General features: G+C 68.9%; 11 protein-coding genes and 1 tRNA gene. 10 read left to right on the top strand and 2 right to left on the bottom strand.

From position 1 onward, the window contains the following. Positions 1-396 precede the first annotated feature (396 nt). On the bottom strand, positions 397-669 hold the full coding sequence (rpsT, locus tag ABE488_RS06855; RefSeq protein ID WP_047136305.1) for a 30S ribosomal protein S20: 273 nt from the start codon (positions 667-669) through the stop codon (positions 397-399). Positions 670-844: 175 nt separating this feature from the next. Here rpsT and murJ point away from each other — a divergent pair, with 175 nt between their 5' ends. From murJ to ABE488_RS06805, 10 genes are all read left to right on the top strand, one after another. After that, positions 845-2,386 carry a murein biosynthesis integral membrane protein MurJ gene (gene murJ / locus ABE488_RS06850; protein WP_346447599.1) on the top strand — a complete coding sequence of 514 codons (1,542 nt, stop codon included), beginning with the start codon at positions 845-847 and terminating at the stop codon, positions 2,384-2,386. Between the two features lie 114 nt (positions 2,387-2,500). Next, complete coding sequence (locus ABE488_RS06845) at positions 2,501-3,475, top strand: bifunctional riboflavin kinase/FAD synthetase (protein ID WP_346447591.1); 975 nt, start codon at positions 2,501-2,503, stop codon at positions 3,473-3,475. Positions 3,476-3,550: 75 nt separating this feature from the next. After that, positions 3,551-6,367, top strand: a complete 2,817-nt coding sequence (gene ileS / locus ABE488_RS06840; RefSeq protein ID WP_346447598.1) for an isoleucine--tRNA ligase — start codon at positions 3,551-3,553, stop codon at positions 6,365-6,367. Beyond that, the gene (gene lspA / locus ABE488_RS06835) at positions 6,364-6,855 is read left to right on the top strand and encodes a signal peptidase II (RefSeq protein WP_346447597.1); all 492 of its coding nucleotides are present in this window, start codon (positions 6,364-6,366) and stop codon (positions 6,853-6,855) included. The genes ileS and lspA overlap by 4 nt, the downstream gene beginning before the upstream one ends. A 226-nt stretch (positions 6,856-7,081) precedes the next feature. Then, the gene (ispH, locus tag ABE488_RS06830) at positions 7,082-8,032 is read left to right on the top strand and encodes a 4-hydroxy-3-methylbut-2-enyl diphosphate reductase (RefSeq protein WP_346447590.1); all 951 of its coding nucleotides are present in this window, start codon (positions 7,082-7,084) and stop codon (positions 8,030-8,032) included. A gap of 36 nt (positions 8,033-8,068) precedes the next feature. Further along, a tRNA-Thr gene (locus ABE488_RS06825) sits at positions 8,069-8,144 on the top strand. 306 nt (positions 8,145-8,450) lie between these two features. Continuing rightward, positions 8,451-9,557 (top strand): MvdC/MvdD family ATP grasp protein, encoded by a 1,107-nt coding sequence (locus tag ABE488_RS06820; RefSeq protein ID WP_346447589.1) that lies wholly within the window; start codon positions 8,451-8,453, stop codon positions 9,555-9,557. Between the two features lie 110 nt (positions 9,558-9,667). Further along, positions 9,668-9,862 (top strand): hypothetical protein, encoded by a 195-nt coding sequence (locus ABE488_RS06815; RefSeq protein ID WP_346447588.1) that lies wholly within the window; start codon positions 9,668-9,670, stop codon positions 9,860-9,862. A gap of 92 nt (positions 9,863-9,954) precedes the next feature. Further along, positions 9,955-10,659 (top strand): hypothetical protein, encoded by a 705-nt coding sequence (locus ABE488_RS06810; RefSeq protein WP_346447587.1) that lies wholly within the window; start codon positions 9,955-9,957, stop codon positions 10,657-10,659. A gap of 190 nt (positions 10,660-10,849) precedes the next feature. Continuing rightward, the gene (locus ABE488_RS06805; protein WP_346447586.1) at positions 10,850-11,428 is read left to right on the top strand and encodes a nucleoside 2-deoxyribosyltransferase; all 579 of its coding nucleotides are present in this window, start codon (positions 10,850-10,852) and stop codon (positions 11,426-11,428) included. Between the two features lie 14 nt (positions 11,429-11,442). On the opposite strand, the gene ABE488_RS06800 is transcribed toward ABE488_RS06805, so the two are convergent. Beyond that, on the bottom strand, positions 11,443-12,498 hold the full coding sequence (locus ABE488_RS06800) for a diguanylate cyclase (RefSeq protein ID WP_346447585.1): 1,056 nt from the start codon (positions 12,496-12,498) through the stop codon (positions 11,443-11,445). Positions 12,499-12,647 lie beyond the last annotated feature (149 nt).

Below are 12,647 nucleotides of genomic sequence, written 5' to 3'. Positions count from 1 at the left end.
GTGCGCGACGCCTTCGGGGGGCGCCTCCGCATCCGCCCGATGTGGGGCCGCCCGCGTCCATACCCGGGGTCTGCGTGAAATTTCGCCTGGCGAATTTGCACTCTGACCCCGGTTTTGGTTTTGCGAGCAAACAAGCAGGGCGGGTTCGCCCATGGCGTGCTGCACGCGGCCCCGACGGCCGGTGCTCTGCCGCAGACGTTGGCTGCGCTCGGCTTTGGGGGCGAAGCGGTGTTGCCCGCAGGGAGGCGTCGCGCGCTGTCGTTGCGCGCTTCGGGGAAGAGCGCTGCAATCGAGCCAACGGGAGCCGGGAGTCCCTGGTCTCAGCGAAGATCAACAAAAAAACCCGGCTAGAGCCGGGTTCTTTTTGCATCGGCCGCGCAGGCGGCCGGGCAGGGCTCAGGCAGCGGCCTTGAGCGCCTTGATGCGGGCCGACAGGCGGCTCTTGTGGCGGGCTGCCTTGTTCTTGTGGATCAGGCCGCGCGAGCTGAAACGGTCGAGGATCGGCTGGGCGACATTGAATGCCTCCTGCGCGCCGGCGGCGTCGTTGGCGTCGAGCGCCTTGAGCACCTTCTTGACGGCGGTGCGGAGCTGCGAGCGCTGGGCGGAGTTGCGCGCGTTGCGCACGACGGTCTGCTTGGCGCGCTTCTTGGCGGACTTGATGTTTGCCACGATGGATTCCTGGAAGCTGGACGTGTGAAAATCCGGCTTGGCCGGACCAATGGAAATTTGAGCAGGAAATTATGGTGCTTTCATATACTTGCGTCAACAGGCCCGGCCTGAACGGGCTGCGACGGTGACCGCGCCCGATCCGGCGGCCGCCGCGCCCAAGGCCCGAGGCGGCCTACTGCGCTCGAGCGCGGTGTTCAGTGCGATGACCCTGCTGTCGCGCATCGCCGGCTTCGCCCGCGACATGCTGCAGGCGACGCTGTTCGGAACCGGCGGGGCGATGAGCGCCTTCATTGTCGCCTATCGCATTCCCAATTTCCTGCGCCGGGTGTTCGCCGAGGGTTCGATGGCGATGGCCTTCGTGCCGGTGCTCAACGAGATCAAGGAGCGCGGCGACCGGGCGGCGCTCAAGTCCTTCGTCGACCATATGGCCGGTGCGCTGTGCGCGGTGGTGCTGGTGGTCTGCGCGGCGGGCATGCTGCTGGCGCCGCTGGTCGCGCGGCTGTTCGCGCCGGGCTGGGCGGATCAGCCGGAATTGCTGGCGCAGACCGCACAGATGCTGCGGATCACGTTCCCGTACCTGTTGTTCATCTCGCTGATGTCGCTGGCCGCGTCGATCCTCAACAGCCACGGCCGCTTCGGGCTGCCGGCGTTCACGCCGGTGCTGCACAACCTGACGATGATCGCCGCGATGCTGTGGCTGGCGCCGCGCTTTGCGTTGCCGCCGCAGGGCCTGGCCTGGGGCGTGCTGATCGCCGGTTTCCTGCAATTGGCGCTGCTGTGGCCGGCGCTGGGGCGGCTGGGCCTGCGGCCGCGGCTGCGGCCAGGCTTCGGCCATGCCGAGGTACGCAAGGTCGGCCGGCTGATGTTGCCGACGCTGTTCTCCTCGTCGGTCGCCCAGGTCAACCTGATCGTGGGCACCGCGTTCGCCTCGCTGCTGGCCAGCGGCAGCGTGGACTGGCTGTACTACTCCGACCGGCTGATCGAGTTCCCGCTCGGCCTGTTCGGCGTCGCGCTGGGCACGGTGATCCTGCCGCATCTCTCGCGCCGGCACGCGGCCCAGGACGCGCAGGGCTACAGCCAGTCGCTGGATTGGGGCCTGCGCATGGCGCTGCTGGCGGGCGTGCCCGCTGGCCTTGGCCTGTTGCTGCTGGCCGAGCCGATCACCGCGACCGTCTACAACTACGGCGCGTTCGGCGCCCATGACACGCGGATGGCCGCGGTGAGCCTGACCGCGATGAGCCTGGGCGTGCCGGCCTTCATGCTCAGCAAGGTGCTGGCCCCTGCGTTCTACGCCCGCCAGGACACCAAGACACCGATGCGCGCGGCGATCTGGACGGTGGCCGCCAATGTCGCATTGACCATCGCGCTGACCACGCCGTTGTGGTTCTACGCGGTGCCCGGCGCGCACGGTGGCATCGCGCTGGCGACGGCGCTGGCGGGTGTGGTGAATGCGGCGCTGCTGTGGCGGTACCTGCGCCAGCGCGCGATCTTCGTGCCCGAACCGGGTTGGGGGCGTTACCTGCTGCGGCTGGCTGGCGCCTGCGTGGCGATGGCCGCGGTGGTGCTCGCGCTGCGCGGCTGGATCGGCGAGTGGACCGCGATCAGCGGCTGGCAGCACCGGATCGCCTGGCTGGCGTTGGTGATCGGGGCCGGCGCGGCCGCCTACGGCTTCGCGATGGTGGCGTTGGGGTTGCGGCCGCGCCACTTGCGGCACTGACTGTCGCCGTGGGCGGGACCCTGCGGCCGGCGGCGCGGCGGCCGCGCCCGCTATAATCTCCGGTCACCTTCCCGAAGGCGGCGCCCGACGTCGCCTCCGCCCCGACGAGACGCCATGAGCAGGCTGTTCCGCGACATCGCCGGCGGGTCCGAGTGTGCCGACGGCAGCGTGGTCTGCATCGGGGCGTTCGACGGCCTGCACCTCGGCCACCAGGCGCTGGTGCGCCATGCGGTCGCGCGCGCGCAGGCCCTGGGCGTGGCGGCCGCGGCACTGAGCTTCGAACCATTGCCGCGCGAGTTTTTCGCCGCCGCCGCGCCGCCGCCGCGGCTGGGTCCGGTGCGGGCCAAGATCGAGGGTCTGCGCGCGCTCGGCGCCGACGTGGTCGGGCTGCTGCGCTTCGATGCGCGGATGGCGGCGATGTCGCCCGAGGCCTTCGTCGAGCAGGTGCTGCTGGCGCGGCTGGGCGCACGCGAGGTCTGGGTCGGGCCGGGCTTCCGGTTCGGGCACCGACGTGCCGGCGACCTGGCGACGCTGCAGGCGCTGGGACGCGAGGCCGGCTTCGTCGCCGGCGAGATCGCGCCGCTGGCGATCGACGGCGAGCGGGTGTCGAGCACGCATATCCGCGCCGCGCTCGTGGCCGGCGACTTCATCCACGCCGCCCGTTTGCTGGGACGCCCCTACGCGGTCTCCGGCCGTGTGGTGCGCGGCCAGCAACTCGGCCGCACCCTCGGCTACCCGACCGCGAACCTGCGCTTCGGCGGCAAGGTGCCTGCGCTGCGCGGCATCTACGCCACGCGCGTGCATGGCGTCGGCGACGACCCGTGGCCATCGGTGTCCAGCTTCGGCACCCGGCCCACGGTCGGCGGCGTCGAACCGCTGCTCGAGGCCCACTTGTTCGATTTCGACGGCGACCTGTACGGTCGCAGGATCGAGGTCGAGTTCGTCGCGCGACTGCGCGATGAGGAAAAGTTCGACGACCTGCCCGCCCTGGTCGCGCAGATGGACCTGGACGCCGTGCGCGCCCGGGCCCTGCTCGCCGAGGCGGCCGCCGGCGCCCCACCACGATCAAAAACCGCAACGACAGGATGACGCGTGAGCGCCCAGGCCGACACTTCCCCCAATCCCTACAAGTCGACGATCCACCTGCCGGCGACTGACTTTCCGATGCGCGGCGACCTGCCCAAGCGCGAGCCGGCGATGCTGGCGCGCTGGGAGGAGACCGGCCTGTACGCGCAGCTGCGCGAGCATGCGCGCGGCCGTCCGCTGTTCGTGCTGCACGACGGCCCGCCGTACGCGAACGGCGCGATCCACCTCGGCCATGCGGTCAACAAGATCCTCAAGGACATCATCGTCAAGTCCAAGGGCATGGCCGGCTTCGATGCGCCCTACATCCCGGGCTGGGACTGCCACGGCCTGCCGATCGAGATCGCGATCGAGAAGCAGTGGGGCAAGGTCGGGGTCAAGCTCGATGCGGTCGAGTTCCGGCGCAAGTGCCGCGAGTACGCCAACGAGCAGATCGACATCCAGCGCCGCGATTTCAAGCGTCTGGGCGTGATCGGCGACTGGGACAATCCCTATCGCACGCTGGACTTCCGCTTCGAGGCCGACGAAATCCGCGCGCTGGCGAAGATCGTCGACAACGGCCACCTGACCCGCGGGGTCAAGCCGGTGCACTGGTGTTTCGACTGCGGCTCGGCGCTCGCCGAGGCCGAGATCGAGTACGCCGACAAGGTCTCGCCGGCGATCGACGTCGCCTACGTTGCACGCGATGCGGCGGCGTTCGCACGCGCCTTCGGCGCGACGGTGCCGGCCGGTGTCGAGATCGCGCTGCCGATCTGGACCACGACGCCGTGGACGCTGCCGGCGTCGCTGGCGGTCTCGCTGGGCGCCGATCTCGAGTACGCACTGGTCGAAGGCCCGCCGGCACAGGACGGACACCGCCGCTGGCTGGTGCTGGCCGATGCGCTGGCCGAGCACGCGCTGCGTCGCTACGGCGTCGAGGGCGACATCGTCGTGCACGGCCGCGTGGCCGGCAGCGCGCTCGAGCACCTGCTGCTCGGCCATCCCTTCTACGCCGAGCGCGACATCCCGGTGATCCTCGGCGAGCACGTGTCGGCCGAGGACGGCACCGGCGCGGTGCATACCGCGCCCGGCCACGGTCAGGAAGACTATGTCGTCGGCAAGGCCTACGGCCTGCTCGAGCGCTACAGCGCCGCGCAGCTCAACCCGGTCGACGGCCGCGGCGTCTACCTGCCATCGACGCCGCCGATTGGCGACACCGCCCTGGCCGGCCTGCACATCTGGAAGGCCAACGACGTCATCGTCGACGCCCTGCGCGCGCAGGGCAGCCTGCTGGCGTTCTCCAAGCTCACCCACAGCTACCCGCACTGCTGGCGCCACAAGACGCCGATCGCGTTCCGCGCCACGCCGCAGTGGTTCATCTCGATGGAGCAGGGCGGGCTGCGCGCCGATGCGCTCAAAGCGATCGAAGGCGTGACCTGGTACCCGGCCTGGGGCCAGGCGCGCATCGCCGGCATGGTCGAGGGCCGCCCGGACTGGACGATCTCGCGCCAGCGGACCTGGGGCGTGCCGATCGCGCTGTTCGTGCATCGCGAAACCGGCGAGCCGCATCCGCGCACCGTCGAGCTGATGCGCGCGGTCGCCGAGCGCGTCGAGCAGCACGGCGTCGACATCTGGTACACGCTCGATGCGACCGAACTGCTCGGCAGTGATGCGGCCGATTACGACAGGATCACCGACATCCTCGATGTCTGGTTCGACTCGGGCGTCACCCACGAAGCGGTGCTGCGCGCGCGCGGGTACCCGAAGCCGGCCGATCTCTACCTCGAGGGCTCCGACCAGCACCGCGGCTGGTTCCAGTCCTCGCTGCTGACCGGCGTGGCGATCGACAAGGCGGCGCCGTACCGGCAGTGCCTCACGCACGGCTTCACCGTCGACGAGCACGGCCGCAAGATGTCCAAGTCGCTGGGCAACGGCATCGAGCCCCAGGACATCATGAAGACGCTCGGCGCCGACATCCTGCGCCTGTGGATCGCCTCGGCGGACTACAGCAACGAGATGTCGCTGTCGCAGGAGATCCTCAAGCGCACCGCCGACGCCTACCGCCGCATCCGCAACACCGCACGCTTCCTGCTCGGCAACCTCGCCGGGTTCACGCCGACGAGCGACCTCGTCGCGCCGCAGGACATGGTCGCGCTCGACCGCTGGATCGTGCACCGCGCCGCCCAGCTGCAGGCGCGCATCGAGGACGCCTACGCGCGCTACGACTTCGCCGAGATCGTCCAGGCGCTGTCGAACTTCTGCAGTGTCGACCTCGGCTCGCTGTATCTCGACGTGACCAAGGATCGCCTGTACACGATGCCCGAGCACGCGGTCGGGCGGCGCAGCGCGCAGACCGCGATGTACCACATCGCCGAGGCCTTCGTGCGCTGGATCGCGCCGGTGCTCAGCTTCACCGCCGACGAGATGTGGGGCTACCTACCCGCGCCGGCGCAGGGCACGCGCGAAGCCAATGTGCAGTTCGCGACCTGGTACACGGGTCTGACCCTGCTCGATGGCGACGCCGACTGGGGACCGCAGGACTTCGAGCGCGTGCTCGAACTGCGCGAACGCGTGGCCAAGGTGCTCGAGCCGATGCGCGCCAGTGGCGAGATCGGTGCCGCACTCGATGCCGAGATCGAACTGCGCTGCGGCGTCGCCGACGCCAACTGGCTCTCGCCGGTGGTCGACGAACTGCGCTTCCTGCTGATCAGCGGCGACGTGACCCTGGTCGACGACCCCAGTGCGACGGCGATCGGCGTGTTGGCACGCGTGACCGACAAGCCCAAGTGCGTGCGCTGCTGGCAGCGCCGCGCCGACGTCGGCGCGCACGCCGACCATGCGGGGCTGTGCGGCCGCTGTGCGGAGAACATTGCGACCGATGGCCGCGATGGCGGCGGCGAGATCCGGAGGTGGTTCTGATGGCCCGTCCCGTCCCCAACGCCCTGCCTTGGCTGACGCTCTCGGTGGTGGTGATCGCGCTCGATCAGCTGACCAAGTGGTGGGTGTTGACCTCGCTGCCCGAGTACACCGCGATCCCGGTGATCGAGGGCGTCTGGAACTGGTACCGCACCTACAACACCGGCGCGGCGTTCAGCTTCCTGGCCGACGCCGGCGGCTGGCAGAAGTGGTTCTTCACGATCCTGGCGATCGTCATCAGCGGCGTACTGGCCGTCTGGCTGGCCAAGACCCCGCGCCGCGACTGGCGCACCGCACTGCCGTTCGCGCTGGTGATCGGCGGCGCGCTGGGCAATGTCATCGACCGCCAGATCCACGGCCACGTCGTCGATTTCATCCAGTGGCACTGGCGCGACCACTACTGGCCGGCGTTCAACCTCGCTGACGCGGCGATCGTCGGCGGCGCGATCGGGATCGCCCTGTTTGGCTTCTTTCCGGCGAAAAAGCAGTAGGACCGCCTGCGCTCCGCCCCTTCCCCCGCTTGCGGGGGAAGGCTGGGATGGGGGCAACGATCCGTTCGCGTGCAATCTGAGCAGCTCAAAGCTGGGAGATCGCGCGCATGGCCCTCCCATCCCTTCTTCGCAGGGCGGGGGAGGGCTTCGGTGCCATGTATCCCGGACACGCCGTCCTGCCCCCGTTCCGCTTCGGAACCACCGCCTCCGGTAGACTGCGCATCTCATGGATATCGTCCTCGCCAACCCCCGCGGCTTCTGCGCCGGCGTCGACCGCGCGATCGAGATCGTCAAGCGCGCGATCGAGACGCTCGGCGCACCGATCTACGTGCGCCACGAAGTCGTGCACAACCGGTTCGTGGTCGAGGATCTCAAGCGACGCGGCGCGATCTTCGTCGAAGAACTCGACGAAGTACCCGACGGCGTGACCGTGATCTTCAGCGCCCACGGCGTCTCGCAGGCCGTGCGCGAGGAAGCCGCCCGACGCCAGCTCAAGGTCTTCGACGCGACCTGTCCGCTGGTGACCAAGGTGCACTTCGAGGTCGCGCGCCACTGCCGCGCTGGCCGCGACGTGGTGCTGATCGGCCACCAGGGCCATCCCGAAGTCGAAGGTACGATGGGCCAATGGCGCGCCGAGGCCGGCGCCGGCAGCATCTACCTCGTCGAGGACGAGGACGACGTGGCCGCGCTGGACGTCGGTCAGCCAGAGAACCTGGCCTACACGACCCAGACCACGCTGTCGGTCGACGACACCCGCGGCGTCATCGCCGCGCTGCGTGAGAAGTTCCCGGCGATCCAGGGCCCGAAGAACGACGATATCTGCTACGCCACGCAGAACCGCCAGGACGCCGTGCGCGACCTGGCGAAGGAATGCGACCTGGTGCTGGTGGTCGGCTCGCCCAACAGCTCCAACTCCAACCGCCTGCGCGAACTCGCCGAGCGCGACGGGGTGGAGGCCTACCTGATCGACGGCGCCGACGAGATCGACCCGCGCTGGGTCGAAGGCCGCCACCACATCGGTGTCACCGCCGGCGCCTCGGCCCCGGACGTGCTGGTGCAGGGCGTGCTCGACCGCCTGCGCGAGCTGGGCGCCAACGGCATGCGCGAGCTTGCCGGCGAGCCCGAGAGCATGGTCTTCGCCCTGCCCAAGGAACTGCGCCTGCGCCTCGTCGATTGACGGCCGGCCCCCCGCTCCCTAGAATTCGCGTCCCAAGCCGGAATAGCTCAGTTGGTAGAGCGGCGCATTCGTAATGCGTAGGTCGTAGGTTCGATTCCTATTTCCGGCACCAGCGTCATCGAAAGCCCCGGCCTTGGTCGGGGCTTTTTGTTGTACTCCTCTTGACCTGGTGCTTTTGTCTACGCCTCATCAGCCCGTCTTTCGGCCCGGATGGCGGCAGACGATACAGAGGATACGCATGCGTGCGCACACGCGTGCTTGAACCGCTCGGCTTTCGACACCACTGGCCTGCGGTGCTAGTGTCTGGCGGCTTCGGCTGGTCGGCGAACAGCCATCGCAGGCGCATCTTTCCGCAGCGGCATCGGGTTTGCCGCATGCATAAGATGCAAGGGCGGACTTGGCTTGCAGGAGGGCGGGCTTGGAGACAGACGATTGGCGCGGTGCGCACCGTGACGATGCCGCCGCGGACACGCGCCGCGTGCTGATCCACACTGTGGAAGGCGATTTCCATGCGGCCGTGGCCGGGCATGCACTGCGGTTGCGAGGACACGAGGTCGTGCGCTGGCGCGGCGATCACTATCCCGAGTTCAGCGCCAGTACGGTGCACTTCGGGGGCGACGGCATGCGCGGAACGCTTGTCTGCGACGGGCGGACGGTGTCGTCGGATGCGGTCGATGTGGTCTGGTATCGCCGGCGGCGTCTGGTGTCGTCGCCGGTTTATGTCGATCCGCGCGACCAGGCGTTCTGCACCGAAGAGCTGCGAATGGCGGCGCGCTCGCATCCCGAAGCGTTCGCCGATGCCTTCTGGATCAATCCGCCGGCCGCGTCCTTGCTGTGCGAGGTCAAGGCGCACCAGTTCCGTCATGCGCTGGCGGCCGGGCTCACGGTGCCGCGGACCTTGATCAGCAATGACCCGGCGACGATCCGGGACTTCATCCTCGAGGTCCGGGACTGCATCTACAAGCCGCTGGGCGGCTACATCTGGAAGGAGGACGGGGCGAGCCTGAAGACCTATACCGCGAAGGTCGAGGTGGACGATCTTCCACCCGATGCGCTGTTGCGGGCGACGCCGGGCATCTTCCAGGAGAAGGTCGCCAAGGCGTACGAAGTGCGTGCGCAGTTCTTCGGGCACAGCTGCTTCGCGATCAGGATCGAGTCCAACACGCTCGAGGGCGGCGATCTGGATTGGCGACTCGATCAGAGATCGATCCGGCGTTGCGAGTCGGCGCAGTTGCCGGCCAAGATCGAGGCGGGCTGCATCGCGCTGATGGCGCAGTTGGGCATCGTGAGCGGCGGATTCGATTTCATCGTCACGCCGGCGGGCGACTGGCATTTCCTGGAGGTCAATGAAGCGGGCCAGTTCTTCTTCATCGAGTCCTGGTGCCCGGATCTGCCGGTGCTCGATGCGTTCTGCCAATTCATCGAAACCGCGCGTGCGGATTTCAGGTATTTGGCACCCGGGAAGCCGACAACTTTGACGCAGGCCACGGTTTCGGCCCACGCGCACGGGCTAATCTCGAAGTGACCTTCGAAGTCCAAGGATCGCAGGAGCTGCCCAGTGCGGCCTCTTTCGATGTCGCGGCGGTACGTCGTGGCAATGATGTGGTGTGTCCCATCCAATCATGAGGAGTGGTGATGTCCAGGAAGTCCGAAGAGCGTACTGCCGCGGCCGTCGAAGGCAGGGTGTTGGCGCGCGTGCTGTCCCGCGAGGAGATCGCGCACGTCAGTGGCGGCGCTGGCGCGCTGGCCGAACCGACCGATTCGTGGGTCGACAATGGCACCTGCACGCCCAAGAGCGATCCGCCGCTCGTGTCGGATCCGCATCTGTGAGTCCATCGTGCGCGCGCGTCTGACGATCTCGCGGGCGCCGATCCTGGCGGCGATTCGATCGCCGCCGGGGTTTTATGACCTGGAATAATCGCATGCAGGCGCGTCTTGCGGGGGCGTTGCTGGTGTTGGCCTGCGATGCCGCACTGGCCGCGACGGGGACGTCATCGCCGTCGGATCCCTATATCGAGTTCCTGTGGTCCAAGACGCGAGAGGGCGCGCTGGCCAGGCAGGAGACGCGTTCGTTCGTGCTCGATACGCGCTTCGATCATCAGATCTGCGTCGCGGTGCTCGATGCCGACGCCACGACATCGGGGCTGACGATCGAGATGCGTGACGCCGCGGGGCGGGTGGTCGCGCAACAGGCGCATCCGGACTTCGACGGCAGCAAGCGCTGCTTTCCCGCGCAATTGCCCCCGGATGCGACGCCGGGGACGTGGCGCGTGGTCGTCTACCTGGATGGTGCAGCGGCGCCGGCTGGCAGCCGCGAGGTCGAAGTCTACGCGACGCTCGATGCGCTGATCGCTGCCACGCCCCAGGACATGCCCTATGTGCTGGGGCGCCCCAACTACGACGCGACGATCGCGCCCGAAGCGTTTGTCGGTGAGCTGGCCTGGGTCATGCACATCGCGCCTGACGGCAGCGTCGACCGGGTGGAGATCGAGCGCGCCGAAGGCATTGGCCTGAAGATCCAGGACCGCGCCATTTCCGCCGGCGAGATTTCGCTGTTTCCGCCGCGGTCTGGACCCGAGTCGACCTCGACCTTTCGCCGGCAGCTGTCGTTTCGCAACGACGAGTAGTTCCGGTATCTCGGGCACGTGGCAGGGCGCCTGGGCCCGCGTCGCCACGTCCCGAACATGTCCGTGCAGCGCTGCAACTGCAGGCATCGCGCCGTCAGCCAACGCAGCGCAACGTCAGCGGCGTCGGGTCGCATGTCCTGTGTCATCAGGCGAGGAGACAATACGCGCTCCTGCCGTTGTCTTGATCGCGATGATCTGCTCCCTATACCTCGCCGGACCCGATGTGTTCCGGCCCGATGCCCGCGCACACGGGGCCGAGCTCAAGGCGCTGTGTGCGCGCTTCGGGATCGAGGGCTTGTACCCGCTCGACCAGGACGTACCGGCGACACTCCTCGATCCGGGCGAGCAGGCGCGATGGATCTACCGCGCCAATATCGGCTTGATCGAGCGCGCCGACGCGGTGCTCGCCAATCTGGATTTCTTTCGCGGACCGGAGCCCGACAGTGGCACTTGTTTCGAGGTCGGCTATGCGGTCGCACGCGGCAAGCCGGTGTACGGCTACATCTCCGAGGGCGGCACCCTGGCCCAGCGCATCCGCCAGCGGCATCCGCAGGCGGTCGGCCCGGACGGCGTGCTCGATGCGCACGGCTGGAGCATCGAAGAATTCGGGCTGCCGCTGAACCTGATGCTGTCGGTGCCGGCGCCGCTGGTGGTCGGCGATGCGGCGATGGCGTTGGCGCAGTTGGCGCGCCAAGGCGAGACGCCGCGCATGCCGGTGGGGGCGTCACGCGTGCCCGGCCGTCAGGGCGAGGTCGCAGGCGCGGCCTAGGCGAAGACGCCGGCTCAGGCCATCGCCACGCGATTGCGTCCGGCCGCCTTGGCGCGGTAGAGGGCGCTATCTGCATCGCGCAACCATTCGGCCGGCGAGCCGAACTCAGGGCGGGTCGTCGATACCCCGATGCTGGCCGTGCACGCCAGCGTCGGATGGCCGTCGAAAGACAGCGCGGCGATGCCGGCGCGGACGTACTCGGCGACTGCGGCCGCGCGCGCCGGCCCGGCGGGCGCGAGCAGGATCGCGAACTCGTCGCCGCCGATCCGGGCCGGTGTGTCGGTGGCGCCGGCGGCGCTACGCAGCACGTCAGCCACCCGTCGCAGGACGAGATCGCCGACCCCGTGGCCGTAGCGGTCGTTGATCGACTTGAAGGCGTCGATGTCGATCAGCAGCAGCGTGGCCGGATCGCCGTGGCGATCGAAGCGCGACAAGGCATCGCGCACCCGGATGTCGAAGTGCCGCCGGTTGGGCAGGTCGCTGCCCGAGTCGGTCCGGCTGCTGCGTTCGAGTTCGCGGTTCTGTCGGGCGATCGTCCTGCCCAGCCGGTAGGTCACCAGGCTCAACGCGATGGGGTAGCCGACCATCAGCGGAACGCACGCGAGGAGGGTGCGGGGCGAGGTCGAAGGCGCGAACGGAAAGCCGGCGAGCGCCCAGCCGGCCGTGAAGGCGAGCGCGAACACCAGGGCGGCCCGCCAGAACAGGCGCCATCCGCCGGCAGCCAAGCGGTCGGAGGCCAGCACCGACGCGATGGCCGCCGTCGGCAGCAGGTTGACCGCCATCGCCGCGACCCACAGGCCACCTGCCACTGCATCGACGAGCAGGTTGCGGTACTCGGTGGCGACCGGATCGCGTGCGCGGCGCGACACCATCCAGGCCACCTGCGGCCACACCATCGCGTTGACCGCGAGTGCGGCCCAGAGCCAGGCCGGGGCCCCGCGTTCGGCCAGCACCGAGGCGATCGGCAAGGCACACAGCGCGGCGCCGAGCATGCGCATGCGGCGGATCCGGGATGGGAACTGCAGGGCGGCAGGACGTGCCCGGTCGTGGAGGTCGTCGCGGTCAGGCATCGGGGCGGGCCTCCGGGCCGGTCTGTCCGAAGCGATTGTAGCGGTGCCTGGTGGCACGCAGATGCCCGGACGCCGCGCACGCGTCCGCGTCTCCTTGGGTGCGACCGCCCTCGGCTATTCTGCCGGTCCCCCGCAACGGACCGATCGCC

The organism is Luteimonas sp. TWI662 (assembly GCF_039673825.1).
Lineage (GTDB): Bacteria > Pseudomonadota > Gammaproteobacteria > Xanthomonadales > Xanthomonadaceae > Luteimonas.
Note: the sequence above shows the minus strand (reverse complement) of the source record. Positions and strands in the feature narration are given on the sequence as shown.

Coding starts and splice junctions, on each gene's coding strand:
- ABE488_RS06845 (WP_346447591.1), top strand. CDS start 2,501: ATGAGCAGGCTGTTCCGCGACATCGCCGGCGGGTCCGAGTGTGCCGAC.
- ileS (WP_346447598.1), top strand. CDS start 3,551: ATGCGCGGCGACCTGCCCAAGCGCGAGCCGGCGATGCTGGCGCGCTGG.
- ispH (WP_346447590.1), top strand. CDS start 7,082: ATGGATATCGTCCTCGCCAACCCCCGCGGCTTCTGCGCCGGCGTCGAC.
- ABE488_RS06815 (WP_346447588.1), top strand. CDS start 9,668: ATGTCCAGGAAGTCCGAAGAGCGTACTGCCGCGGCCGTCGAAGGCAGG.
- ABE488_RS06805 (WP_346447586.1), top strand. CDS start 10,850: ATGATCTGCTCCCTATACCTCGCCGGACCCGATGTGTTCCGGCCCGAT.
- ABE488_RS06810 (WP_346447587.1), top strand. CDS start 9,955: ATGCAGGCGCGTCTTGCGGGGGCGTTGCTGGTGTTGGCCTGCGATGCC.
- ABE488_RS06800 (WP_346447585.1), bottom strand. CDS start 12,498: ATGCCTGACCGCGACGACCTCCACGACCGGGCACGTCCTGCCGCCCTG.